Raw genomic sequence first — 25,008 nt, forward strand, 5'->3', positions numbered from 1 at the left:
ACATATATGCCCTTATCGCAAACCTATCTTCACTCTCCGTGAGGGAAGCCTGCGGTACCTGGCCGACAAGGGCGAGAACGTCGGTCGCGGACTCTAAGGTGGGACCGTGCCGGAGGAGAAGCAGACACCGTCGTACGAGCAGGCTCGCGAGGAGCTGACCGAAGTCGTGCGCCGCCTGGAGACAGGCGGGCTGACGCTGGAGCAGTCGATCGAGCTGTGGGAGCGCGGCGAGCGACTGGCCGCCGTGTGCGAGGAGTGGCTGCAGGGGGCCCGCGCCAAACTGGCGGCTGCCATGGCTCAGCGTCAGGAGCCCCAGCCGAACGGCTCCGACGATGCTCCCTTCTGACGATTCCGAGCCCGGCGAGCCCCGAAAGCCGCCGGGCCGGAGCTTGACGGGCCAGAACTTGACAGGCCGAAACTTGGCGTGCCAGGGGCCGAGCCGACGAGGCCGTGGCGACCTGTTGGGGCTACCGGATTGGGGGCTGGGCGACGAGAGCGCCGGCGAGCGCGGTCAGGTCGTCCCAGTCCGCGGTGCCCGTCACGACGATCGCGTGATCGGGGAGGACGCGCACCAGCGACCGCTGGTCCTTGTCGGGCCGGACTCGCTCCTCCCATGAGACGCCGCCGATGACCCGGCTGCCGCTCACTCTCTCGGTGTTGGCCATGCGGTCGGCGAAGCCGGCGGGCGGCCGCTCGTCGCTCTGCGCCACCAGAGCGTGGGTCCGCGCGCGGGTCGCGAAACCCAGCCGCCAGGTGACCGCGCCGCCGTCCCGGGTCAGGATCGAACTTTCGGGCGTCCAGCCGGGCGGGACCTCGCGCGGGGCGACCACGGGGTACGGCGCCGTTCCGGCCGCGCCGGCCCGGTCGGCGGAGTAGTCGACCGGCGGGGCCGCCGCGACCCGGCCATGAGGCGTGACGAGCGCGAAAAGGGCCAGGCCGACGAGGCAGACAACGAGCACATACCCGTAGCCGGCGGCCCCCTGGGTGAAACGTCCCACGTGAGGCGAGCCTAGTGCCCCTCCCACCGGCCCTCACCCCATCACGCCGCGCTGCCACACCGGGCTGTCGCACCGCGCTGCCACACCGCGGTGGGCGCGTCGCCCGAGAGCGGATCCCCGGGAGAGCCGGGGCGCTTCTACGGGCGCCGGATCCCGCCGATGATCGCGAGGGCGTCCGCGCTGATCCGCCGCGCCGCCTCGGGGTCCTCCGAAAGCGTGACCTCCTGGACGACGGCCGCCAGGGCGCCGGTGACCACGACCACCAGGGCGTCCTCGTGCTCGAAGAGGGCCGCCGTCCGCCTCGCCCACTGCCGCAGCCGGTCGCGCATGATGACCTCGAACCCGGGCGGGCCGTCCCCGCGCAGGAACAGCGCCGCGAGGTCGCGCTCGGCGAGGCACCCGTCCAGGTACGCGCGGGCACCCGCGAGGAACTGCGGCATGGGCTCGGTCTCCCCCGCCGCCCTGGCCGCCTGGACGGCCTGCCTGGTCCGCTGGGTCTGCCGCTCCTGGAACTCCTCGAAGAGGGTCAGGTAGAGGTCCGCCTTGCCCGAGAAGTGGTGGTAGAGACTGCCGACACTGGCTCCGGCCCTGGCCACGACCCCGGTCACCCCGGCCTCGGCGAACCCGCTGGTGATGAAGACGTCCTTGGCCGCCTCGAGGAGCGCCCCGCGGGTGGCGGCGCCGCGGTCGGACGTGCGTACCGTCACCGTTCGCCCGGTGTCGCTGCTCGTCTCGGTGTCGCTGCTCATGACGGCGACGATATCCCGGTCCGCCCCCGTCGGCGGGCCGCCGGGCGAAATGCCCCACCACCAGGCAAGACAGGTTCCGACCAATCAGATAAGTACGAAATGGGAAGTTACGACCAGGAAGACCGGGAACCTCGACCTAAGGGGATCGATGTCCGATCACGTACCGGCCGTTCTGGCCACGGGGGAGCACGCGCCGGACCGCAACCTGGCCCTCGAACTGGTCAGGGTCACGGAGGCCGCCGCGATGGCCGCGGCACGCTGGGTGGGCCGGGGCGACAAGAACGGCGCGGACGGCGCGGCCGTGAACGCCATGCGGCAGTTGATCAACACGGTGTCCATGCGCGGAGTGGTGGTGATCGGTGAGGGCGAGAAGGACAACGCCCCGATGCTCTACAACGGGGAGGACGTCGGCGACGGCACCGGCCCCCAGTGCGACGTGGCGGTCGACCCGATCGACGGCACCCGCCTGTGCGCGCTCGGCATGAACAACGCGGTGTCTGTGATCGCGGTGAGCGAGCGCGGCTCGATGTACGACCCGTCCGCCGTTTTCTACATGGAGAAGCTGGTCACCGGGCCACAGGCAGCCGACCATGTCGACATCGACGCGCCGGTGGCCGACAACATCAGGGCCGTGGCCAGGGCGAAGGGTGCCAAGCCATCGGACGTCACCGTGGTGATCCTCGACCGTCCGCGGCACGAGCGGATCGTCCGGGAGATCAGGGAGACCGGGGCCCGCATCCGCTTCATCACGGACGGCGACGTCGCCGGCGCGATCATGGCCGCCCGTGCCGGCACCGGCGTCGACCTGATGCTCGGCGTGGGCGGCACCCCGGAGGGCATCGTCGCCGCCTGCGCGATGAAGTGCCTCGGTGGCGTCATCCAGGGCAAACTATGGCCGCGCGACGACGACGAACGCCGTAAGGCCCTCGATGCGGGCCTCGACCTCGGCCGGGTGCTGACCACCGATGATCTCGTCCGGTCGGACGACGTGTTCTTCGCCGCCACGGGGATCACCGACGGCGAGCTCATGTACGGCGTGCGTTTCCAGGGCGGGGCCGCGGTCACGCACTCCCTGGTGATGCGGGGTCGATCCGGGACTATCCGGAAGATCGAGAGTGAGCACCAGCTGTGGAAGCTGGGGGCCTACAGCGCCATCAACTTCGACACCGCGGTGTGAGAACACCCCCGCCTGAACAAACCCGCCTGAACAAACCCGCCTGAGCACACCGGCCTGAGCACCCCGGGGTGGCCAGACGCGTCTGATCATCACGGCCGGTCAGCGGCGGAACAGGCCCTTCCGGGGACGCTTGGGAGAGACCGCCACGACCTTGCCACCGATGACGAATCCCGCCAGCTCGATCACGGGTGCGTCCGGCGCGTGGCCGGTCGCGCCCGGCGGGAGCCGTACCTCGTTCCGGACCGAGCGCACCCGCGCGGTGGGGTCCGTGACGATCTTGACGCCCTCGGGAACGACCAGCGTCACGGTGCCTGCCATGACGGCGAGCTGAACGACGACACGGCGTGACTGGAGCAGTGCCTCGCACAGGTTCATGGTCACCTTGCCGCCGAGCGAGGTGACGGGGACCCGGGACGGCACGACCCAGCGGCCGGAGCGGCTCTCCGAGCGGAAGAAGGCCGTGACCGGGCCGGGGTCCATCCGGAACGGCTGGCTCTCCGGCGGCAGCAGGTCGGCCGTCAGCGCCGCGAGCTCGCCCAGGGTGCGGGCGCGGCACGCCTGATCGAGACGCTCCTCGTGTTCAGGCGGGGACAGCCGCCCGTCGGCGACCGCGTCCGTGAGGACGGCGACCACCCGCTCCCTGTCGGCGTCCGAGGCCCGGAGCTCCGTGGGGTGCAGAGGGTCCGGCGAGTCCGGAACGCGTGACGCGAGGAACGACGAGATCCACTTGTTCGCCGAAGACTCGATGCTCACACAATCGAGGGTAAGCGCTCCCACGGGCCCCGGCGATCCCCGTCCGCGCCGGCCTCGCCCACCCTCGGCCCGACAACCGGACATCCCACGTTTGACCAGGGACTTTATCCCGCCTAGCTTGGAGAGATGGCTCGGACGGCGTGTCTACGCCAAGTCGGCAACCTGCCCGCCGACCTGACGAGCTTCGTGGGGCGCAGGCGGGAGCTCACGGAGATTCGACGCATGCTGTCGGTGTCGCGTCTCGTGACGCTCACCGGCGTCGGCGGCGTGGGCAAGACCCGGCTGGCCCTCAGAGCCGCCGCCGAGCAGCACCGGGCGTTCGACAAGGTGGTGCTGGCCGATCTCACCGGCCTGACCGACCCCGAGCTCGTGGTGGAGACGGTCGCGGCCGCCGCGGGGCTGCGCGACCAGTCGACGCGGCCGCTGGACGCCCTCTCCCACTTCCTGGCGGCGCAGCGGACGCTGCTCGTGCTGGACAACTGCGAACACCTGCGGGACGCGTGCGCCCGGCTCGCGGATCACCTGCTGCGGATCGCCCCGGAGCTGAGGATCATCGCGACGAGCCGGCAGTCGCTCGGCGTCACCTGTGAGCACCAGATGCCGATCGCGCCGCTTTCCGTGCCGGAGCCGGACGCGCCGTTCACGGCCACGCTGCCGCAGGCCTACGACGCCGTCGGGCTGCTGGTGGAGCGTGCCAGGGCCGTACTGCCGGACTTCGCGCTGAGTCAGGACAACAAGACGGCGGTGGTGGAGCTGTGCCGCCGGCTGGACGGCATCCCCCTGGCGATCGAGCTCGCGGCGGTCCGCCTGCGAGCGCTGTCGGTGCACGCGCTGGTCGAGCGTCTCGGCGACCGGTACACCTGCCTGACGAACGGCGGGCTCGGCCTCACCCCGCGCCAGCGGACCCTCCACTCGCTGATCGACTGGAGCTTCCGCCTGCTCTCCACCCAGGAACGGACGATCTGGACCCGCATGTCGGTCTTCCCCGCCGACTTCGACCTGGATGCCGTGGAGGTGATCTGCACCGGCGACGGTGTCGACTCCGCGGACACGCTCGACCTGGTCGACACGCTGCTGGACAAGTCCCTGCTCGTACGGGAGGAGCACGGGGGCGAGGTCCGCTACCGCATGCTCGACACGCTGCGGCAGTTCGCCCGGGGGCGGCTGAGCGGCCCCGACGAGTGGGCGGCGCTGCGGCAGGGGCACCGCGACTATTACTTCCGGCTGGTCGACCGGGCGGCCGACGAGTGGATCGGCCCGCGACAGACGTACTGGTTCGCCCGGCTCGGGCTGGAGCGGGCCCACCTGCGCGCGGCGATGGAGCACTGCCTGGGCCAGGAGGGCGGGGCCGCGGGTGTCACGGTTGCCACGGGGGCCAGGGGTGTCACGGAAGCCACGGGGGCCACAGGGGCCATGGCTGTCACGGCTGTCACGGCCGGGCTGCGGGTCGCGACCGCCCTCGCCGTCCTCTACTGGCAGCCCAACTCCTACTTCAACGAGGGACGCCACTGGATCGACCGGCTGCTGGCCGCGTCGCCCGAGCCCTCGGCCCTCCGCGCCCAGGCGTTCTGTTACGGAGCCGAGATGGCGCACGTGCAGTCCGACGAGGCCGCGGCCGATCTGATGACCAAGGAGGGACTGGCGCTGGCGGAGCGGCTGGGCGACCGGCGGGCCGTGGCCCACGCCTCCCGGGTCGCCGGTCTGCGCGTCCTGACCGCGGGCGACTGGACGACCGCGATCTCGCTTCTCGAACGGTCCATCGCCGGATACGAGGGCCTCCGCGACACGCCGAGCCGGATCGGCATCGTGATCGCCATGATCATCCGCGCGACGGCCGCCACCTACCTCGGCGACGCCCAGGAGGCCGACCGGCTCTTCGCGCGGACTCTCGACCTCACCGAGGGGAACGGCTCCTGCAGGGTCTGGGCGCTCACGATCGGCGCCTCCAACCTGTGGATCCGCGGCGACCTCGACCGGGCCACGTCAATCGCCCTGCAGAGCCTTCTGCTCTCCCGGAAGCACCACGACCCGCACAATGTGGCCACCAGCCTGGAACTGCTCGCCTGGGTTCACGCCGCCCGGGGCCGCCACCGGGAGGCGGCTCACCTGCTCGGCGTGGTGGAGCAGGCGGGCGATGTGTTCGGCGCCTCTCCGCAGCGCCTCGGGCGCCAGGTCGAGTTCCACGAGCAGTGCGTCGCCGTCCTCAAGGAGAAGCTGGGCGCCGAGGGGTTCGCCCGCGCCGTACGGCAGGGCAGGCGGTGCTCCGTCGCGCAGGCCGTCGCGCGGGCGCTCGGCGACGACGCTCAGGACCAGGGGGATCAGGGCGACCGGCGACATCGGCGCGACCGGGGCGGCGAGCACGCGGCGCACCGCGAGCCCGAGGACGACTCCTCGCCGCTGACCGCCAGGGAACAGGAGATCGCGGAACTGATCGCACAGGGGCTGAGCAACAAGGAGATCTCATCCACGCTCGTGATCGCCCAGCGCACCACGGAAGGCCACGTCGAACACATTCTCGCCAAGCTCGGCTTCAGCTCGCGTACCCAGATCGCCGCCTGGACAACCGCGAGGAAGGCAGGCAGACGGGACTAGGCGCGGGATACACCTCACCGCGGGTACCCGCCGGCCTGGTGAAACACGCCGTCCCCCGGCCCGGGGCGAGCGGGAGGCACACGACGAACCGGGAGCCCGGCTCGGCGTCCTCCACGGTGATCCGCCCGTCGAAGGCGGTCACCACCTCCCTGACGATGGCCAGGCCGAGCCCGGAGCCGCCCTCGTTCCTGCTCCGCGCCGGGTCTCTGCGGTAGAAGCGATCGAAGATCCGTTCCCGCTCCGGCAGGGGAATCGTCTCGCCGTCGTTGGACACCTCGAGCAGGGCCTCCCGCCCTTCCCGGCGGACGGTCACCCGGATCGTCGTGGCCGCGTGCCGCTCGGCGTTGTCCACGAGGGCGGCGACCACCCGGGAGAGCAACGGCCGCACCCCTCGCACGACCACGCCCTCGGCCAGTTCGGCGATCGGCTTCGGCGAGCCCCGGTGCCGGTGCAGTTCGTCCGCGGCCAACCGGCCCAGGTCGATCCTCTCCCCGCCATTCCGGCAGGCGGACCCGATGTCCGCCAGAAGCAGCAGATCCGCGACGATGCGCTCCAGCCTGGATGTGACGGTAAGCGCGCCGTCAATCGCCTCGCGGAGGTCCTCCGGGTAGAGCCGGGCCGCCTCAAGATGGGCCCGGATGCCGGCGATCGGGGTGAGCAGTTCGTGAGACGCGTCGGCGACGAACTGGCGCTGGAGGCTGAGCACCTGCCGGAGCATCTGCTCGGCCTGTTCTGTGGTCTTCGGAACGCTCATCATCGTTCCCGTCATCCTCGATACGTCACGACTCGGGCCGGACACCCGTCTTCAACCAGCATCCGAACCGGTTCGCCTCCCGGGGAACGGGGGAAACCGAGGTTCCATACCCGGCTTCGGCGGAACCGGGTAGGTAGTGCCGGGCCGGCGACCATTGACCCCCAGTGGCGGCGCTCCTAGTCTTGCGGAAACTTGAACCCTCCTCATGTTCTTGGAGGCCGCGGTGCCCACCCCCCGTGATCGGCAGGCGCGGCTCGCCGCCTTCGCCGTGTTCGCCGTCCAGGGCCTGACCTTCGCCACGCTGCTCAGCCAGGTGGCGGCGCTGCAGAACAAGCACGGACTGACCGACGGCCAGCTCACCGTCCTGCTCCTCGTCGTGCCCGTCATCGCGGGCGCCGGCAGCGTCCTTTCGGGTACGGCCGCCGCCCGCTTCGGCAGCCGGCGCGTCCTGCGGCTGGTCCAGCCGCTGGCCTGCGTCGCCGTCGTGCTCGCCGGCCTCGCGCCCGGCGTGCCCGCGCTCGTCGCGGCCAACGTGCTCTTCGGCCTCGGCCTGGGCGGGGTGGACGCCGGGATGAACATGCAGGGCGTCGCGGTCGAGCGGAGGTACGGGCGGCCGGTGCTGACCGGCTTCCACGCGCTGTGGAGTGCGGCGGCGGTCGCCGGGGCGCTGTGGGCCTCCGCCGGCGCGGGCCTCGGCCTCGCCCTGCCCGCCACGTTCGCGATCGCCCTCGTCCCCGCCGTCGCCGTGTCGGTCACGGCGTCCCTCTGGCTCTACCGGCCCGCCGAGGAGCACGCGAGCGAGGCCCAGGCCGCCCGCCCAACGGGTGAGCACCCCACAGGCGGGGTCACCGGCGTGGCGTGGCGGCCGCTGATACCGCTCTGCCTGGCGATGGCCTTCCTCTATGTCGGCGACTCGTCGATCTCCAACTTCGGCTCGGTCTTCATGGACAAGGTCGTGCACGCCTCGGCGGCCGTCGTCCCGCTCGCGCTCGGCGCGTACCAGGCGACGACGTTCCTCGTCCGGGTCGCCGGCGATCTCGCCGTCCGCAGGTTCGGCCCGGCCGCCATCGTCCGCGCCGGAGCCGTGGTGGCGACGGCCGGATTCGCCGCGGTCGTGGCGGCACCCGGCGAGCCGATGGCGATCGCGGGCTTCGCCCTGACCGGCATCGGCCTCTCCGTCGTCGCCCCGCAGTCCTTCTCCGCCGCCGGACGGCTCGACCCGGCGCACACCGGCGTCGCGATCGCCCGTGTCAACATGTTCAATTACGTCGGTTTCATCGTGGGAGCGGCCCTCGTGGGCGGCATCGCGGACGCCTCCGGCTATCGGATCGCGTTCGCCGCGCCCCTCGTGCTGGTCGCCGTGATCATCCTGCTCGCGCGCGGGTTCCAGCCCCGGACGGCCGCCACCTCACCGGCCCCGGCCACGTCGTGAGCGAGGCGGACGGGTGAGGCTTGCCATGTCCCTTGCCATGTCCCTTGCCATGTCCCGCACGGCCGCCGCGACACGGTGCGCGGGGAGCCGGGCGAACCCGATCACCAGGGCGTTCCGGCCCGGTGCGGAGACCGGCTCGACGGACAGCCCGGCCCGCCCGGCGGCCACGGCCAGCTCCTCCGCGTCCACGTTTCCGCCGCACTCGGCGTAGAGGTGCAGGCCCGCCGAGATGCCGCGGACCTCGACCCCGGGGAGGTGCTCGGCCAGCGCCAGCGCCAGGGCGTCCCTTCGGATCCGATACTCACGGCGCATCCGCCGCAGGTGCCGGTCATAGCCCCCGGTCCCGATCAGGTGGGCGAGCGCGTACTGGTCGACCACGGGTGAGCCGAGGTCCAGCTCGGCCCGCGCCGTACGCACGGCCACGGCGAGCGGGGGCGGCGCGACGATCCAGCCGAGCCGCAGGCCGGGTGCCATCGCCTTGCTGACGCTGCCCGCCAGCACGACACGATCAGGGGCGAGCCCCTGGAGGCAGCCCACCGGATCGCGGTCGAACCGGAACTCGGCGTCGTAATCGTCCTCCACCACGACCGCCCCGGTCCGGGTCGCCCAGTCGATCAGCTCGGCCCGGCGGCCGGGCGACAGCACCACCCCGGTCGGGTACTGGTGAGCGGGCGTCACCAGGACGGCCTGGGCGCCTGACCCGGCCAGGGCGGCCACGACGATCCCCTCCTCGTCGACCGGGACGGGGACGATCCGCGCCCCCGTCCGGCGGAGCAGGGGAAGCTGGCGGACACTGGACGGGTTCTCGACCGCGAGCACGACCGGGCCGCCCCGCGCCGCCGCCAGGGCGTGCATGACCAGGCTGACCCCCTGCGCGACCCCCGCGACGATCACGACCTCGTCCGGCGTGGCGTCGGCCGCCCGGACCCGGCGCAGGTAGGCGGCCAGCTCCTCGCGGAGCGCGGGCACGCCGCCGGGGTCGCCGTAGTCGAATGCCTCGTGGGGCAGCGTCGTCAGAACGTGCCGGAGCGCGCCCAGCCACGCCTGCCGGGGGAACGCGCCGAGGTCCGGCGTCGTGGGCCGGGGCCCGTCGTCGGTCATTTGCTCAGGCCCGCGGTCAGGCCCCTCGTCAGGCTCCTCTTCCCGGGACGGCGGACGGCGCGGGACGACCGCGACACGGGTGCCCACGCCTGTCCTGGCCTCCAGCAGCCCCTCGGCCACCAGTTGCTCGTACGCCTCGACCACGACCCCACGCGACAGTCCCAGGTCTCTGGCCAGCTCACGGGTGGCGGGGAGCCGGGTGGCCTGGGCGAGCCGCCCCGAGCGGATCGCCTCCCTGAGCTCCCGGCGGATCTGGGCGGCCAGCCCCCCGGCGCTCCGGTCGAGGTTGAGATGGAGATCGGCCATTGGTCCACGATACGTGCGGCAGATTGGACCTCTCCAGCGAACCATTCCGTTTCTACGATCTCGTGCCGTGAACGCCGAAACACGAACACGATCCCCTATGAGGCCAGATGGCCCCGGCTCCGCCCGTACGGCCGTCCGCGACGTCGCGGGGGCCGCGACGGCCATGTTCATGGTCGGCACACTGGCCGCGGTCTCCGGCGTCATCGGCGACTACCCCCTCTACGGCGGCCAGGCGGTCCGCTACGCCCTCGCCGGCGCCATCCTCTTCGCGGTGGCCCGGCTCCGCGGCCTCGGCCCGGTACGGCTCGCCCGGTCGTCCCGGATCTCCCGGCGCGGAGAGGCGGTCGGCGGCGCGGTCGGCGGCGCGGTCGGCGGCGCCGCCGGGAACCCGGACGGCGTCGTACGGCTGCGGGCCCGCGACCTGGGGCTGCTCGCGGCGCTGTCGCTGACCGGGCTGGTGCTCTTCAACGTGGCCGTCATCGAGGCGACGCGGGCGGCCGGGCCGGCGCAGGTGGGGATCGTCCTCGGCGGTGTGCCGCTGGCGCTGGCGCTCCTCGGTCCGCTGACGGGCACGGGCCCGCGGCCCTCTCCGCGCCTGCTCGTGGCCGCGCTCGTGGTCGTGGCGGGCACGACGCTCGCCACCGGGCTGGGCAGCGGCAATCTGCCCGCCCTGCTGTGGTCGCTGGTGGCGCTGGCCGGGGAAGTGTGCTTCTCGCTCCTGGCACTGCCTCTGCTGCCCGCCCTCGGGCCGATCCGGCTGTCGGCCTGCGTGGATCTGCTCGCGGTGCCGTTCCTGCTGGTGATCGGACTGATCGCGGACGGCGCGGACATCCTGCGCGTGCCCACGCCGGCGGAGGCGCTCGGCTTCGCCTATCTGATCACGATCGTGACGACGGTCGCGTTCTTCCTCTGGTACCGGTCGCTGCCGCGTCTGGGGCCGGGCCGGGCGGGACTGTTCGCCGGGATGATCCCGGTCGGGGCGATGACGGCGGCCGCCGCCTTCGGCCTCGGCGCGCCGTCGGCCGCGGACGTCGCGGGCGCCGTCATCGTCGTCGCGGGCATCGCACTCGGCCTGACCTCACGCCACCGGCCCCGCGCCGTCACCGGTTCTTCCAGCGCATCTCGTCGTCGCGCACCTGGTGCAGCACGATCGTCAGAAGCGAGATGATCAGGGCCACCAGGATGCCGATCCCGAACAAGATGATCACCAGGACTCCGCCGTTCATGAGTCCTCCTTCGCCGGCCCAGTCATTCGGCCCATTCAACCTAGTCGTCCCCGTTTATGCCGATATGAAGCAGATAATCCTGATCGGCTTGCCGACCGGCGGACGCCGGGCCCGCCGGCGCCTGGCCGTACGCTTTGGGAGGACCGCGGGGCGCGCTTGGGAGTCCGTGAGACGACCGTCCGAGGCGGCCGGGCGGTCCGGCTGACACGACGAGGCAGACGCGCGAAGGATCGAGGACGATGCCGGAGTTCGACTACACCGACCTGCTGCCGCTTGGGCCGGACGAGACGGAGTACCGCCTGATCACCTCCGAGGGGGTGCGGGTGATCGAGGCGGCCGGGCGGCGATTCCTGGAGGTCGAGCCCGAGGCGCTGAGGCTGCTCACCGAGACGGCGATCCACGACATCTCGCACTATCTGCGCTCGTCGCACCTCGCCCAGCTCCGCAAGATCGTCGATGACCCCGAGTCGAGCGGCAACGACCGGTTCGTCGCGCTCGACCTGCTGAAGAACGCGAGTATCTCGGCCGGCGGCGTGCTGCCCATGTGCCAGGACACCGGCACCGCCATCGTGATGGGCAAGCGCGGCCGCCACGTGCTGACCGACGGTCGCGACGCCGAGCACGTCAGCAGGGGCGTGTACGACGCCTACACCCGGCTCAACCTGCGCTACTCGCAGATGGCCCCGCTGACGATGTGGGACGAGAAGAACACCGGCAGCAACCTGCCGGCCCAGGTCGAGCTGTACGCCGAGGACCCCGGCGGCCACCCGGACGAGTACAAACTGCTCTTCATGGCCAAGGGCGGCGGCTCGGCCAACAAGTCGTTCCTCTACCAGGAGACCAAGGCCGTCCTGAACGAGAAGCGGATGCTCCAGTTCCTGGAGGAGAAGATCCGCTCGCTCGGCACGGCCGCCTGCCCGCCGTACCATCTGGCGATCGTCGTGGGCGGCACCAGCGCCGAGTTCGCGCTCAAGACCGCGAAGTACGCCTCGGCCCGCTACCTCGACTCGATTCCGACGGAGGGCTCGGCCGCCGGGCACGGCTTCCGCGACCTGGAGATGGAGAAGAAGGTCTTCGAGCTGACCCAGAGGCTGGGCATCGGCGCCCAGTTCGGCGGCAAGTACTTCTGCCACGATGTCCGGGTGATCCGGCTGCCCCGGCACGGCGCGTCGTGTCCCGTCGCCATCGCGGTGAGCTGCAGCGCCGACCGGCAGGCGCTGGCCAAGATCACACCGGAGGGCGTCTTCCTGGAGCAGCTGGAGACCGACCCGGCGCGTTTCCTGCCCGACACCACCGACGAGCACCTCTCCGACGACGTCGTCGCCATCGACCTCAACCGTCCGATGCCGGAGATCCTCGCCGAGCTCACGAGATATCCGGTCAAGACCCGCCTGTCGCTGACCGGCCCGCTCGTCGTGGCCCGCGACATCGCCCACGCCAAGATCGCCGAACTGCTCGACAGCGGCGGCGAGATGCCGGGCTATCTCAAGGATCACGCCGTCTACTACGCCGGCCCGGCCAAGACGCCCGAAGGGTACGCGTCCGGCTCGTTCGGCCCCACCACGGCCGGCCGGATGGACTCCTACGTCGAGCGTTTCCAGGCGGCCGGAGGCTCTATGATCATGCTCGCCAAGGGCAACCGCTCCAAGCAGGTGACCGATGCCTGCCAGAAGCACGGCGGCTTCTACCTGGGCTCCATCGGCGGCCCGGCGGCCCGCCTGGCGCAGGACTGCATCAAGAAGGTCGAGGTCCTCGAATATCCCGAGCTGGGCATGGAGGCCGTCTGGAAGATCGAGGTGGAGGACTTCCCCGCCTTCATCGTGGTCGACGACAAGGGCGGAGACTTCTTCCAGGACAGCACGGGCCCCGTCCTTACCATCGGCCGCCGCTAGGTCTACGGTCGTGTTGTCAAATGATTTGACAGAAGATCTCAACAATTTCCCGGCATGGTCTCTACAGGTCGCTCCGTACAAATCGGTAAGCTGCCACCCATGCGTGCGCCGCCCGGATACCTGCTAGCCGCGCGGTACCGGCTTGTCGAGCCGGTCGGGCGCGGCGGGATGGGCACTGTTTGGCGCGCCCGCGACGAGTTGCTCGATCGCGACGTCGCTGTCAAGGAGGTGCGGCTTCCCCTGGTCCTCGACGAGGAACTGCGGGCGGAGCTGTGCGCGCGGACCGAGCGCGAGGGCAGGGCGACCGCGATGGTCGCCCATCCCTCAGTCATCACGGTGTTCGACGTCATCACCGAGGACGACCGGCCGTGGATCGTGATGGAGCTCCTCAAGGCGAGGTCGCTTGAGGAGCTCATCAAGCAGGAGGGCCCGCTGCCGCCCAGGCAGGCCGCCGAGATCGGCCGCCAGGTGCTGGGCGCGCTGCGTGCCGTCCACGCGAAGGGGATCCTGCACCGCGACGTGAAGCCCAGCAACGTGCTGGTGACCGAGGACCGGGCGGTCCTCACCGACTTCGGCCTGGCCGCTCTCGAAGGCGACGCCTCGATCACCCAGGCCGGCATCGTGCTGGGCTCGGCGGGCTACATCGCGCCCGAGCGCGTGCTGGGCGACAAGGCCAGCCCGGCCGCCGACCTGTGGTCGCTCGGAGCCACGCTCTACACGGCGGTCGAGGGGCGCGGGCTGCACGGCCGCCGCACGGCCGCGGCCGCGCTCGCCGCCCTGACCAGTGGCGCGCCCATCCCCATGGAGAAGGCCGGCCCGCTCGCCCCCGTGCTGCGGGGGCTGCTCCAGATCGACCCCGCCACCCGGCTCGACGGAGTCCGTGCGGCCCTGGCCCTCGCCAGGATCGCCGCCGGGGGCACCGCGGACGACCTGATGGCCCCGCCGCACCGGCCCGCCCGTCCGGCTCCGCCGCCCGCGGCGCCGCCTGTGACGACGCGCAAGCCGCCGCACCGCGGGCAGCACCGCGCCGAGTCACGGCCCACGCCGAAGGTCATGCCGCACGCCCATCCCCGGGACGGCGCCAGCGGCCCGCACGCCCAGTTCGGTCACCAGCACGGCAACCAGTTCGGAAGTCAATACGGGAACCAGTACGGCAGCCAGTACGGCAGCCAGTACGGTCACCTCGGGCCGTTCGGCTCCCCCAGCTCGCCCAGCGGCCCGTACGGGCAGGCACCCGGCCAGCCGCCCCAGGGCCAGCCGGGCCGCCCCGGGCAGCAGGCGTACCCGGGGCAGTCGGGCCAGCACGCGCAGCCCGGCCAGCACAGCCAGTCTGGGCCGTACGGACAGTCCGGGCAGTACAGCCCGTTCGGACAGTACGGCCAACATGGCCAGAGTGGCCCATACGGCCAGTACGGGCAGACGGGTTCGTTCGAGCCGTCGGGGCCTCACCCGTTCGGTCCGGGTCACAGCGGGCCAAACGGACATCTCGGCCACGGCCCGTCGTACGGACACTCCGGCCCGCACCGCCGTCTCACCCGGGATCCGCGGAACGGCCCGGAGTACTCACCCGTGCCACCGCAGCGCAGGCGACCGGCCGAGGGAATGCATCGCAAGCCTTCGGAGCCCGGCCTGCATCAGGTGGTCGCGGCACCGGTGATGCGGCGGCTGGCCTCGATGATCAAGATGGTCCTGCCCCGGCGCTACTGGCCCCGCATTTTTCTCAAGTAACAGGAAAGCGGTCTTCAACCCAGAATCGCTATCTTTCTTCTCATGCCGGAACAGCGACCTCGGCTGCTCGCCGATCGGTACGAGCTGCGCGTCCGCCTCGGACGAGGAACGATGGGGACCGTCTGGCGCGCCTTCGACCGGGCGCTCGGGCGAGAGGTGGCGGTGAAGGAGATCCGGCAGGACCCCTCCCTCAGCGCCTTCCAACGCCAGGAGCTGCGTGAACGCATGATCCGCGAAGGCCGGATGGCGGCCAGGGTCAGCCATCCCTCCGTCGCCACGATCCACGACGCGATCGAGGTCGACGGCAGCCCCTGGATCATCATGGAGCTCGTCGAGGGGCGGTCGCTCGCGCAGGTCGTCGACCGGGAGGGCCCGCTGCCGCCCCGCCTCGTCGCCGAGATCGGCTGGGAACTGCTCGGGGCGCTGCGCGCCGCCCACGCCCAGGGCATCCTGCACCGCGACGTGAAGCCGGGCAACGTGCTGGTGACGGACACGGGCCGGGTCGTGCTGACCGACTTCGGCATCGCCAAGTCGCTGGAGGACAGTCCCCTGACCCAGACCGGCATGGTGATCGGCTCCCCCGGTTACACGGCGCCGGAACGGGCTCGGGGGGAGCACACCGGTCCGGAGTCCGACCTGTGGTCGCTCGGCGCGACGCTCTACTTCGCCGTGGAGGGACGGCCCGCCTACGAGCGCGCGACCATCGGCGACACGCTGGCGGCGCTGATGCGCGACAACGCCGACCCTCCGGTGCACGCCGGGCCGCTGCGCCCCGTCCTGGACGGCCTGCTGGTCAAGGACCACCGGGCCCGGCTCACCGCCGAGAAGGCGGCGGCGATGCTCCGCCGCGTCGCCGACACCCCCGTCTCCCGGGCGCAGACGCCGCCGTCCCCCTCCCCCGCGCCGGAACGGCGCGACGCGCCCCCGGGGCCGGCCGTGCACCCGGAGCCGGCAGTGCTCCCGCGCCCCGCAGCGCCCCTTCAACCCGCAGCGCCTCAACCCCCAGCGCCTGAACCCGCAGCGCCACCGCGACTCGCACAGCCACCACAGCCACCACAGCACCCACAGGTCGCGCGGCCTTCACAGCCCCCGGAGTACGACTCCAACGCCACCATGCTGGTCAGGAGACCGCCCGGCGCGCTCCGCCCCCCGCCCTCCGGACCGCCCGTACCTCCCGCGCCGCCGGTTGCCCCGGTCGCCCCCGCTCCCCGGCCCCGGCCGACCGGCTCCGACGACGAGATCACCGCCCCGCGGCGGCTGCCCCCGCGACCGGCTCCGGAAGATCCGCCGATCGGCCCGGACGCGCCCGCTCCGCCGGGCGGCCTGGGCACCGACCTGTTCGCCATGCGGCCGCCGGAGCCGCCGGACGTGGCGACCCGGGCGCGGGCGCTCGTCCTGATGGTCGTGGCGCTCGTCGCCGTCCTCCTTTTGATCGCCGTGGCCGTCTGGGTCTTCACCTGAGCGCGTCAGTCCGAAGGCGAACGGCCCCCGGCTCCCGGCCGGACGGCTCTTGATAGGACTGGTCCATGGACGATTTCCGCATCGAGCACGATTCCATGGGCGAGGTGCGGGTGCCCGCCCGTGCCAAGTGGCGGGCGCAGACCCAGCGGGCGGTGGAGAACTTCCCGGTGTCGGGCCGCGGCCTCGAACCGTCCCACATCGCCGCGCTCGCCCGGATCAAGGCGGCCTGCGCCACGGTCAACGCCGGCCGGGGTGTGATCGACACGGACATGGCGCGGGCCATCGCCGACGCCGCGGCCGAGGTCGCCGAGGGACGCTGGGACGGCGAGTTCCCCGTCGACGTCTTCCAGACCGGGTCGGGCACCTCGTCCAACATGAACATGAACGAGGTCCTCGCCACCCTCGCCGAGGAGCGGCTGGGCCGCCCGGTCCACCCGAACGACCACGTCAACGCGGCGCAGTCGTCGAACGACGTCTTCCCCTCCTCCATCCACGTCGCCGCGACGCACGCGGTGGCCCACGACCTCACCCCCGCCCTCGAACACCTGTCGACGGCGCTGGAGGAGAAGGCGACCGAGTTCGCCGACGTGGTGAAGTCGGGCCGGACCCACCTGATGGACGCGACGCCCGTCACCCTGGGCCAGGAGTTCGGCGGCTACGCCACGCAGATCGAGCTGGGCATCGAACGGCTGCAGTCGGCCCTGCCCCGGGTGGCGGAGCTCCCGCTCGGCGGCACGGCCGTGGGCACCGGGGTCAACGTGCCCGACGCCGCGTGGGCGGGCGACGTGATCGCCGAGCTGGGCCGCCTGACCGGCCTGCCCTTCACCGAGGCGCGTGACCACTTCGAGGCCCAGGGCGCCCGGGACGCCCTGGTCGAGCTGTCGGGTGTGCTCAAGGTGCTGGCCGTCTCACTCAACAAGATCGTGAACGATCTCCGCTGGATGGGATCGGGGCCCCGGGCGGGGCTCGGTGAGATCAACCTGCCCGACCTGCAGCCCGGCTCGTCCATCATGCCGGGCAAGGTCAACCCGGTGATCCCGGAGGCGGTGACCATGGTCGCCGCCCAGGTGATCGGCAACGACGCCACGATCACGATGGCCGGGGCGTCCGGCGCGTTCGAGCTCAACGTGATGCTGCCGGTGATCGCCCGCAACGTGCTTGAGTCGGTCCGGCTGCTGTCGAACGTCGCGCGGTTGCTGGCCGACCGGTGCGTCCGCGGGATCACCGCAAACGTGGAGCGCCTCCGCGAGTACGCCGAGTCGTCGCCCTCCATCGTCACCCCGCTCAACCGTTACGTGGGCTACGAGGAGGCCGCGAAGATCGCCAAGCAGGCCCTCGCGGAGCGGAAGACGATCAGGGAGGTGGTCGTCGAACGCGGCCACGTCGCCGAGGGCCGCCTGACGGAGCGGCAGCTCGACGAGCTCCTCGACGTCCTTTCGATGACCCGGCCCACATAGGGAGGGAGCGATCTGTGTCGGTGTACCCCATGTGCCGGGCGACCTCCGCTCCCTATGGTGAGGCGTCATGAGCATGGTGAGGCGTCATGAGCCTTGACGGCCGTACGGCCCTGGTCACCGGTGCGGGAAGCGGCATCGGCCGGGCGTGCGCCCGCCGCCTCGCGGCGGAGGGGGCGCACGTCGTGGTCGCCGACGTGAACGCGGCGGCCGCCGAGAAGGTGGCCGCCGAGATCGGCGGGACCCCGGTGGTCGTCGATCTGTCGGATCCGGAATTCGTGACGGTGTTGCGCGACCGGCTGCCGACCTCGCCCGACAGCCGGCTGACCGCCGGTGTCACGGGCGGCATCACGGGCGGCATCACGGGCGCCACCACAGCCGACATCACAGCCGACATCGTGGTCAACAACGCCGGCTTCCAGCACGTCGCGCCCATCGAGGACTTCCCCCCGAAAATCTTCGCCAAGATCCTCCGGGTGATGGTGGAGGCGCCGTTCCTGCTGGCCAGGGCCGTCCTGCCGGGGATGTACGAGCGGCGATGGGGCCGCATCGTCAACATCTCGTCGGTCCACGGCCTGCGGGCCTCGCCGTACAAGTCGGCGTACGTGACGGCCAAGCACGGGCTCGAAGGGCTGTCGAAGGTGATCGCACTGGAGGGGGCGGCGCACGGGGTGACGTCCAACTGCGTCAATCCCGCGTACGTGCGCACCCCCCTGGTGGAGAACCAGATCGCCGACCAGGCCCGCACCCACGGCATCGGCCCGGACGAGGTCGTCGAGCAGATCATGCTGGCGCCCGCCGCCATCAAACGGCTGATCGAGCCGGACGAGGTCGCCGAGATGGTGGCGTACCTCTGCGGCCCGCAGGGATCGTTCGTCACGGGGGCGTCCATCCCGATCGACGGAGGCTGGAGCGCGCGCTGACATGAACGTCTTCCTCGAACTGCTGGCCAGAGAGGCGTCGGCCGTGGAGTTCGAGGGCCCCGTCCTGCAGGCCAGGGCGGCCGGGGCCGACTCGGCGACGCTGGAGGAGCTGGAGCAGGCGAAGGTCGCCGCGCTCAGGGTCAGGGCCATGCTGCGCCGTCGGGCCAAGCGCGAGGCGGAGCTGTCCGCCCTTTTCGACACGGCCAGCGATCTGGCGGGGTTACGCGACCTCGACGCCGTCCTCAAGGCGATCGTACGGCGGGCGCGGCGGCTGCTCGGCACCGACATCGCGTACATGACCCTGAACGACGCCGAGCGCGGCGACACGTTCATGCGGGTCACCGACGGCTCGATCTCTCCCCACTTCCGCAGGGTGCGGCTGGCCATGGGGGCCGGCCTCGGCGGTTTGGTGGCCCAGACGGGCACGCCGTACAACACGGCGGACTACTTCGCCGACGCGCGCTTCCGGCACACCATGACGATCGACGAGGCCGTCAAGGAGGAGGGCCTGGTGGCCATCCTCGGGGTGCCGCTGCGCCTCGGCGCCCAGGTCATCGGGGTGCTGTTCGCGGCCAACCGGAGCGCACGGCCGTTCGCGCAGGAGGAGGTGGCGCTGCTGATCTCGCTCGCCGCCCACGCGGCCGTCGCCATCGACACGGCCCGGCTGCTTGAGGAGACGCGGGCCGCGCTCACCGAGCTGAGCCAGGCCAACAAGGTGATCAGCGCGCACAGCGAGGCGATCGAACGGGCGGCGGACGCCCACGACCGGATGACCGGGCTGGTGCTGCGCGGCGGCGGGGTGGAGGACGTGGCCGCCGTGGTGACCGAAGTGCTCGGCGGCAGCCTGACCGTGCTGGACGACGAGGGCCGTCCCCTGGTCGGGGACACCGGCGACCTGGATGCCGGGGTGTTCGACGCGGCCCAGTCGTCGCGGGCGCTGGGCCGCACCGTCCGGCGGGGCGACGCGTACGTGGCCTCGGTCGACGTCGGTGCGGCGGCGCTGTGCACGCTGGTGCTCCGCACCGGCGGCGACGTCTCCGACACCGACCAGCGCATCCTGGAGCGGGCGGCCCTGGTGACGGCCCTGCTCCTGCTGTTCCGGCGCAGCGTGGCGGAGGCGGAGGGGCGGGTGCGGGGCGAGCTGCTCGACGACCTGGTCTTCCGCCCGGAGGTCGCCGGCCTGTCCGACCGGGCGCGCCGGCTCGGCGTCGACCTGGAGTCGCCGCACGTGCTGGTGGTGGCGCGGCATCAGGGCGGCAGGGAGCGGGCCGCGTTCTGGGCGTCGTCGCAGGCGACGCTCGCCCACGGGCTGGCCTCGGCCCGCGGCGACGAGGTCGTGCTGCTGCTCCCCGGCGACCGGCCAGGCGTCACCGCGCGTCGCGTGGCCGCCGACTTCGGCCTGTCCCTCGGCCGCCCGGCCACGGCCGGAGCCGCGGTCTCCGGCGGACCGGCCGGGGTGGCCGCCGCCTACCGGGAGGCGCACCGCTGCGCCGGAGCGCTGCTCGCGCTGGGCCGCGCCGGCGACGGCGCGAGCGCGGAGGAGCTGGGCTTCGTCGGCCTGCTGATCGGCGAACGGCACGAGGTGCCCGCCTTCCTCGACTCGGCCCTCGGCCCGGTGCTCGACTACGACGCCAGGCGCGGCAGCGCCCTTGTCCGGACGCTGGAGACGTACTTCGCGTGTGGCGGCTCGCTGTCCCGTACGGCGGAGGCGCTGCACATCCACGTCAACACCGTCACCCAGCGGCTCGACCGGGTGAGCCGGCTTCTCGGCCCCGGCTGGCAGGAGCCCGACCGGGCCCTGGAGATCCAGCTCGCGCTGCGGCTGCACCGGCTGCGGACCCACATGCCCGGCTCCTGAGGTATGTGGGGGCGCCCCATAGGAGTGACCTCGGTCACTGCGTACCGTGACGGCACCCCCCAACGAGGAGCACACGATGGTCAACACCCCACCCACAAGGATCGGAAAGGTCGTCGGGGCCAGCCTGGTCGGCACCACGATCGAGTGGTACGACTTCTTCCTCTACGGCTCCGCCGCGGCGCTGGTTTTCAACAAACTCTTCTTCCCGACCGAGGACGAGCTGACCGGCACGCTCCTCGCGTTCCTCACCTACGCCATCGGGTTCGTCGCCCGGCCCATCGGCGGCCTGGTCTTCGGCCACTACGGCGACCGGTTCGGCCGCAAGCGGCTGCTCGTGGTCAGCCTGCTGATGATGGGCGGCGCGACCTTCCTGATCGGCCTGCTGCCGACCTACGCCACCCTGGGCGTGGGAGCCCCGCTGCTGCTGACGCTGCTGCGGCTGGTGCAGGGCTTCGCCCTGGGCGGCGAGTGGGGCGGCGCCGTCCTGCTCGTCTCCGAGCACGGGCACGCCCGACACCGCGGCTTCTGGGCGTCCTGGCCGCAGGCCGGCGCCCCGGGCGGCAACCTGCTCGCCACCGGCGTGCTGGCGCTGCTCGCCGCCGTGCAGCCCGAGGACGCCTTCCTCGCCTGGGGCTGGCGGATCTCGTTCCTGCTGTCCGGCGTTCTCGTGCTCATCGGCCTGTGGATCCGCCTCACGGTGACCGAGTCGCCCGTGTTCGCCGAGGCCCTGGCCAGGCAGGAGGCGGCGCCGAAGGCGCCCATCCTCGACGTCCTGCGGCACCACTGGCGTGACGTGCTCGTCGCCATCGGGGCCCGCCTCGCGGAGAACGTCTCCTATTACGTGATCACGGCGTTCATCCTGGTGTACGGCACGACGGCGGCCGGGCTGCCGAAGGGAACGGTGCTCAACGCCGTGCTGATCGCGTCCGCGGTCCACTTCGTGACCATCCCCCTGTGGGGCGCGCTGTCCGACCGGCTCGGCCGCCGCCCCGTCTACCTCCTCGGCGCCGCCGGGGCGGGCGCCTGGTCGTTCGCCTTCTTCCCGCTCGTCGACACCGCGTCGTTCGGCCTGGTCACCCTCGCCGCCACCGTCGGCCTGCTCTTCCACGGCGCGATGTACGGCCCGCAGGCGGCGTTCTTCTCCGAGCTGTTCGCCACCCGTATGCGCTACTCCGGCGTCTCGATCGGCTACCAGCTCGCCTCGATCGTGGCCGGCGCTCTCGCACCGATCATCGCCGTCGCCCTGCTCGACGCCTACGACGCCAGCCTGCCCATCTCGCTCTACGTGGCGGCCTCCGCCGTGCTCACCCTGATCGCGGTGGCGTTCGCCAGGGAGACCCGTGATCGCGACCTGACCGCGGTCGCACCGACGACATCCCGCCCGTCACAGACACTGACAACCCAGTGACACTACAACCCACTGACACCGGCATCCGCATGACGCTGATGACATCCGCCCGATAGGAGTCGCTCGATGACCCCGCCAGCAACCCCGCCCGGCGACACAGCCGTCGTCGCCGAACGCGTCGGCACGCCGCGCCTCACCCTCAACGTCCTGTCCGTGCCCGGCTCGGCCGGCGACCCCGTGCTCTTCGTGCACGGCAACGTGTCGTCCAGCGCCTTCTGGCGGTCGACGATGACGGCCGTCGCCGGCGAGTTCCGGCCGTACGCGCTGGACCTGCGGGGATTCGGGGAGTCCGACCCGGCGCCGGTGGACGCCACCCGTGGCGTCCGCGACTACTCCGACGACGTGCTGGCCCTGCTCGACGTCATCGGCCCGGCGCACCTGGTCGGCTGGAGCCTCGGCGGCGGGGTGGTCATGCAGGCGCTGCGTGACCGGCCGGAGCGGGTGCGCGGCGCCACCCTGGTCAACCCGGTCTCGCCGTACGGCTTCGGCGGCACCCGCGACGTGGACGGCACGCTCACCCACCCGGACGGCGCCGGGTCCGGCGGCGGTACGGCCAACCCCGCCTTCGTGACGGCGCTGCGCGACGGCGACCGCTCGGACGCCGCCCCCGTCTCGCCGCGCACGGTCATGCGGGCGGCGTACGCCGCTCCGGGGGCGGACTTCGCGGACGAGGAGGACGCCTTCGTCGAGTCGATGCTGTCCACCCGGGTCGGCGACGACCACTACCCGGGCGACTCGGCGCCCAGCGACGCCTGGCCCGGGGTCGCCCCCGGCAAGCGCGGCGTGCTCAACACGATCGCGCCGATCCACTTCCGGATCGACGACCTGCATCTCGTCGACCCGAAGCCGCCGATCCTGTGGATCAGGGGCGCCGACGACGTGATCGTCTCGGACACGTCGCTGTTCGACCTGGCCCATCTGGGCGCCATCGGGGCCGTGCCCGGCTGGGACGGCACCCCGGCCCAGCCCATGATCGCCCAGACGCGGGCCGTCCTGGACCGGTACGGCGCCTACCGCGAGGTCGTCGTCGCGGGCTGCGGCCACAGCCCGCACGTCGAGAAGCCGGCCGAGTTCCGTGCCGCCCTGATCGAGCACCTGCGCGGGAGCCGGTGACGAGAGGGCCGGGGCGAGAGTGAGGGCGAGGCGGGCCGGGCGGGCCTACACCCGCGAGCCCCGCACCGCGCGGGCGAGCCGCACCGCGCCCCCGTCGCCGAGCACCCGGACGGCGACCCGCCTGAGCAGCGGCGGCGCGGACGGCGAGCCGGCCGGCCGGACCGCGACGCGCCCGCCGCGGCCCACGGTGAGCCCGAACCGCAGCTCCACGTCCTTCTGGTCGATGCGGAGCGCGGCCCGCCACGAGCCGGGGCCGAGGCACTCCTCGCCACCGATCCGGCTCAGCGGCACCCGGGCGACGAGCTGCCCGGCGACCCGTCCCGGCACGCCGGGCTCGACCAGGGCCGGCACGATCATCGACCGGCCGCGGCCGTCCTGCTCGCGGAGCATCAGCTCGGCCGCCGGGCCCCCGCTCGGCGGCACGTACGGCACGGGCATCACCACGAACACGTGTCCCTCCTGGCGGGCCACCGTGGTGCGGGAGGAGACGAGCGCGACGGACTCGGCGAACGACCTGGGCTCCACGCAGACGCCGAACTCGTCGCGCTCCGACCAGCAGGGGACCACCAGCCGCGGCGGCTCGCCGACCAGGGTGCCCGCGCAGTTGGTGGCCACGTCGGGCGGGAAGACCCGGGCCCGGCCGGGCCGCACCCCTCGCATCCGCACGTGGACCTCCCACAACCCGGCCGCCAGCGGGCTCCCCAGGGCGGCGGAGGCGACGTCGATCGTCGTCTGAGCGGTCGCCCACACCCGCACCCGGCCGCCCACGGCCGCCCGCCCCACGGCCGACACCGCGGGCAGGGCGTACGTCACGCCCGTGCGCGCCTCGCGCAGGAACACCTCGACCCTGGCCCGGCGGACGGCGTCGGTCACGTCGGTCATCTCCTGCGGCAGCAGGCCGGGGATGTGCGCGGGAGGGCTCCACAGCAGCCGGCCGTCCTCCTCCCGCAGCCACATGGGGCCGCCGTCCGGCTGCAGGATCTCGACCCCGAGATCGAGGGCGAGCACGCCGTCGTCCCAGCGCACGTCGCGCAGCTCGGCGCTCAGCCGGGTGCCGCGAGAGGCCTCCGCCAGCTCCAGGAGCGCCTCGGGCCGGTCCTGCCGCAGCAGCGCGGCCCGCGCCCGCAGGTGCACCGGGAGGTGGACGTCCAGGCTCTCGGGGACGCGGTCCAGGGTGAGCCGCCGCAGGAACGAGAACAGGAGGGCCCGTTCGTCCGCGCTCGACGCGAGGAAGCGGCCCCCGCCCAGCCGGCGCAGGCCGAGCGTCCGATACCAGTGGGCGAGGACGCGCTCGCGCCGCGTCCCGGGCGCCGTGAGCGCCTCCACGACGTCGAAGACGCCGTTGATCCCCTCGAAGAGGGCCTCGGGGTCGAGGCACTCGTCGTCGGCGGGACCCAGGTGGCAGCAGATGCGGTCGGCCACCACCGCGATCGCCCTGGCCGAGAGGTACGCCCTGGTGGCGAACGCCTGCTCCGACAGCGGCCGGTCGGGGAAGCGGAGCTGGGCGGCCTCGACGAGCTCCCGGCTGATCAGCTTGTGTCCGGTGGACAGTCCGAGCAGGTGGTCGCGCACGATGTCGGCGCGGCCACGGGTGCGGGCGAAGGCGGGCTGCGGCGGTCCGCCGTCGGCCAGCCTGCCGACCACGATGTCCGCCCCCTCCCCGGCCGCCACTCCGTACATGCGCTGCAGGGCGTCCGGCTCCAGCCGGTCGTACTGGTTCAGCAGGTAGACGTACTCACCCCGGGCGACGGACAGGCCGACGTTGCGGCCCCGGACCGGCGACTCGCTGCGGTCGAGGTGCAGCACCCGGACGTTCGAGCGCTGTGCGGCAATGGCGTCCAGCCGCCTGCGCGTCCCGTCGGTCGATCCGTCGTCCGCGAAGACGATCTCGTACTCCTCGGGGGGCAGCGACTGCTCCAGCACCGAGCGCACGGAGGCGCCGAACGCGTCGTTCGTCAACCCGGGATTGGACACCGGCATGACGACGCTGACCTTCACACCCATGACGCCCAGGGTGCAGCGCGGATCTCCGGCGGCCGGTCAGGCTTGCCGAAAGGTCGACCAAACCTGACCAGAGTTTCTC

At 72.4% G+C, this 25,008-nt stretch carries 19 protein-coding genes; 13 read left to right on the forward strand and 6 right to left on the reverse strand.

Annotated features, from left to right (window positions below):
* Positions 1–106 precede the first annotated feature (106 nt).
* Positions 107–346 carry an exodeoxyribonuclease VII small subunit gene (locus JOL79_RS25360; protein ID WP_210158398.1) on the forward strand — a complete coding sequence of 80 codons (240 nt, stop codon included), beginning with the start codon at positions 107–109 and terminating at the stop codon, positions 344–346.
* Positions 347–467: 121 nt separating this feature from the next.
* Here JOL79_RS25360 and JOL79_RS25365 read toward each other — a convergent pair whose 3' ends face one another.
* Complete coding sequence (locus tag JOL79_RS25365) at positions 468–998, reverse strand: DUF4245 domain-containing protein (RefSeq protein WP_210158399.1); 531 nt, start codon at positions 996–998, stop codon at positions 468–470.
* A 137-nt stretch (positions 999–1,135) separates the two neighbouring features.
* Positions 1,136–1,747 (reverse strand): TetR/AcrR family transcriptional regulator, encoded by a 612-nt coding sequence (locus JOL79_RS25370; RefSeq protein WP_210158400.1) that lies wholly within the window; start codon positions 1,745–1,747, stop codon positions 1,136–1,138.
* 148 nt (positions 1,748–1,895) lie between these two features.
* Between JOL79_RS25370 and glpX the strand changes: the two genes are divergently transcribed.
* Entirely contained in the window at positions 1,896–2,924 is a 1,029-nt protein-coding gene (glpX, locus tag JOL79_RS25375; RefSeq protein WP_210158401.1) for a class II fructose-bisphosphatase, read from the forward strand.
* A gap of 99 nt (positions 2,925–3,023) precedes the next feature.
* Here glpX and JOL79_RS25380 read toward each other — a convergent pair whose 3' ends face one another.
* Positions 3,024–3,677 (reverse strand): DUF1707 SHOCT-like domain-containing protein, encoded by a 654-nt coding sequence (locus tag JOL79_RS25380; protein WP_307848720.1) that lies wholly within the window; start codon positions 3,675–3,677, stop codon positions 3,024–3,026.
* Positions 3,678–3,803: 126 nt separating this feature from the next.
* Between JOL79_RS25380 and JOL79_RS25385 the strand changes: the two genes are divergently transcribed.
* Entirely contained in the window at positions 3,804–6,269 is a 2,466-nt protein-coding gene (locus tag JOL79_RS25385; RefSeq protein ID WP_210158403.1) for a LuxR C-terminal-related transcriptional regulator, read from the forward strand.
* Here the strand turns inward: JOL79_RS25385 and JOL79_RS25390 are convergent.
* The gene (locus tag JOL79_RS25390) at positions 6,208–7,023 is read right to left on the reverse strand and encodes a sensor histidine kinase (protein ID WP_210158404.1); all 816 of its coding nucleotides are present in this window, start codon (positions 7,021–7,023) and stop codon (positions 6,208–6,210) included. The two genes, JOL79_RS25385 and JOL79_RS25390, sit on opposite strands and share 62 nt — an antisense overlap.
* 223 nt (positions 7,024–7,246) lie before the next feature.
* Here JOL79_RS25390 and JOL79_RS25395 point away from each other — a divergent pair, with 223 nt between their 5' ends.
* Positions 7,247–8,455, forward strand: a complete 1,209-nt coding sequence (locus JOL79_RS25395; RefSeq protein WP_210158405.1) for an MFS transporter — start codon at positions 7,247–7,249, stop codon at positions 8,453–8,455.
* Here the strand turns inward: JOL79_RS25395 and pdxR are convergent.
* Complete coding sequence (gene pdxR, locus JOL79_RS25400; protein WP_210158406.1) at positions 8,432–9,862, reverse strand: MocR-like pyridoxine biosynthesis transcription factor PdxR; 1,431 nt, start codon at positions 9,860–9,862, stop codon at positions 8,432–8,434. The genes JOL79_RS25395 and pdxR overlap by 24 nt on opposite strands.
* Before the next feature lie 97 nt (positions 9,863–9,959).
* On the opposite strand from pdxR, the gene JOL79_RS25405 reads away from it, so the two are divergent.
* The 9 genes from JOL79_RS25405 (at position 9,960) to JOL79_RS25445 (ending at position 22,925) form a co-directional block, all read left to right on the forward strand.
* A complete protein-coding gene (locus JOL79_RS25405; RefSeq protein WP_230985440.1) occupies positions 9,960–11,030 on the forward strand; it encodes an EamA family transporter in 1,071 nt (356 codons plus the stop codon).
* A 297-nt stretch (positions 11,031–11,327) separates the two neighbouring features.
* Positions 11,328–12,980, forward strand: a complete 1,653-nt coding sequence (locus JOL79_RS25410; RefSeq protein WP_210158407.1) for a fumarate hydratase — start codon at positions 11,328–11,330, stop codon at positions 12,978–12,980.
* Between the two features lie 99 nt (positions 12,981–13,079).
* Positions 13,080–14,708: a serine/threonine-protein kinase gene (locus JOL79_RS34475; protein ID WP_230985441.1), complete on the forward strand. Its 1,629-nt coding sequence runs from the start codon at positions 13,080–13,082 to the stop codon at positions 14,706–14,708.
* 42 nt (positions 14,709–14,750) lie between these two features.
* Positions 14,751–16,169: a serine/threonine-protein kinase gene (locus tag JOL79_RS25420; RefSeq protein ID WP_210158408.1), complete on the forward strand. Its 1,419-nt coding sequence runs from the start codon at positions 14,751–14,753 to the stop codon at positions 16,167–16,169.
* Positions 16,170–16,234: 65 nt separating this feature from the next.
* Entirely contained in the window at positions 16,235–17,626 is a 1,392-nt protein-coding gene (locus tag JOL79_RS25425) for a class II fumarate hydratase (RefSeq protein ID WP_210158409.1), read from the forward strand.
* Between the two features lie 86 nt (positions 17,627–17,712).
* Positions 17,713–18,546 (forward strand): SDR family oxidoreductase, encoded by an 834-nt coding sequence (locus tag JOL79_RS25430; RefSeq protein ID WP_210158410.1) that lies wholly within the window; start codon positions 17,713–17,715, stop codon positions 18,544–18,546.
* A 1-nt stretch (position 18,547) separates the two neighbouring features.
* Positions 18,548–20,404, forward strand: coding sequence for a helix-turn-helix domain-containing protein (locus tag JOL79_RS25435; RefSeq protein WP_210158411.1), 1,857 nt, complete (start codon positions 18,548–18,550; stop codon positions 20,402–20,404).
* Between the two features lie 76 nt (positions 20,405–20,480).
* A complete protein-coding gene (locus tag JOL79_RS25440; RefSeq protein ID WP_210158488.1) occupies positions 20,481–21,812 on the forward strand; it encodes an MFS transporter in 1,332 nt (443 codons plus the stop codon).
* Positions 21,813–21,878: 66 nt separating this feature from the next.
* The gene (locus JOL79_RS25445) at positions 21,879–22,925 is read left to right on the forward strand and encodes an alpha/beta hydrolase (protein WP_210158412.1); all 1,047 of its coding nucleotides are present in this window, start codon (positions 21,879–21,881) and stop codon (positions 22,923–22,925) included.
* A 45-nt stretch (positions 22,926–22,970) separates the two neighbouring features.
* On the opposite strand, the gene JOL79_RS25450 is transcribed toward JOL79_RS25445, so the two are convergent.
* The gene (locus tag JOL79_RS25450) at positions 22,971–24,929 is read right to left on the reverse strand and encodes a glycosyltransferase family 2 protein (RefSeq protein WP_210158413.1); all 1,959 of its coding nucleotides are present in this window, start codon (positions 24,927–24,929) and stop codon (positions 22,971–22,973) included.
* Between the last annotated feature and the right edge of the window lie 79 nt (positions 24,930–25,008).

The sequence above is a fragment of the Microbispora oryzae genome, from assembly GCF_017896165.1.
GTDB lineage: Bacteria > Actinomycetota > Actinomycetes > Streptosporangiales > Streptosporangiaceae > Microbispora > Microbispora oryzae.

Excerpts from the sequence above, each read along its gene's own strand:
- JOL79_RS25370 (WP_210158400.1), bottom strand. The coding sequence starts at position 1,747 with ATGAGCAGCGACACCGAGACGAGCAGCGACACCGGGCGAACGGTGACG.
- glpX (WP_210158401.1), top strand. The coding sequence starts at position 1,896 with ATGTCCGATCACGTACCGGCCGTTCTGGCCACGGGGGAGCACGCGCCG.
- JOL79_RS25385 (WP_210158403.1), top strand. The coding sequence starts at position 3,804 with ATGGCTCGGACGGCGTGTCTACGCCAAGTCGGCAACCTGCCCGCCGAC.
- JOL79_RS25390 (WP_210158404.1), bottom strand. The coding sequence starts at position 7,023 with ATGAGCGTTCCGAAGACCACAGAACAGGCCGAGCAGATGCTCCGGCAG.
- pdxR (WP_210158406.1), bottom strand. The coding sequence starts at position 9,862 with ATGGCCGATCTCCATCTCAACCTCGACCGGAGCGCCGGGGGGCTGGCC.
- JOL79_RS25405 (WP_230985440.1), top strand. The coding sequence starts at position 9,960 with ATGAGGCCAGATGGCCCCGGCTCCGCCCGTACGGCCGTCCGCGACGTC.
- JOL79_RS25410 (WP_210158407.1), top strand. The coding sequence starts at position 11,328 with ATGCCGGAGTTCGACTACACCGACCTGCTGCCGCTTGGGCCGGACGAG.
- JOL79_RS34475 (WP_230985441.1), top strand. The coding sequence starts at position 13,080 with ATGCGTGCGCCGCCCGGATACCTGCTAGCCGCGCGGTACCGGCTTGTC.
- JOL79_RS25420 (WP_210158408.1), top strand. The coding sequence starts at position 14,751 with ATGCCGGAACAGCGACCTCGGCTGCTCGCCGATCGGTACGAGCTGCGC.
- JOL79_RS25425 (WP_210158409.1), top strand. The coding sequence starts at position 16,235 with ATGGACGATTTCCGCATCGAGCACGATTCCATGGGCGAGGTGCGGGTG.
- JOL79_RS25430 (WP_210158410.1), top strand. The coding sequence starts at position 17,713 with ATGAGCCTTGACGGCCGTACGGCCCTGGTCACCGGTGCGGGAAGCGGC.
- JOL79_RS25435 (WP_210158411.1), top strand. The coding sequence starts at position 18,548 with ATGAACGTCTTCCTCGAACTGCTGGCCAGAGAGGCGTCGGCCGTGGAG.
- JOL79_RS25440 (WP_210158488.1), top strand. The coding sequence starts at position 20,481 with ATGGTCAACACCCCACCCACAAGGATCGGAAAGGTCGTCGGGGCCAGC.
- JOL79_RS25445 (WP_210158412.1), top strand. The coding sequence starts at position 21,879 with ATGACCCCGCCAGCAACCCCGCCCGGCGACACAGCCGTCGTCGCCGAA.
- JOL79_RS25450 (WP_210158413.1), bottom strand. The coding sequence starts at position 24,929 with ATGGGTGTGAAGGTCAGCGTCGTCATGCCGGTGTCCAATCCCGGGTTG.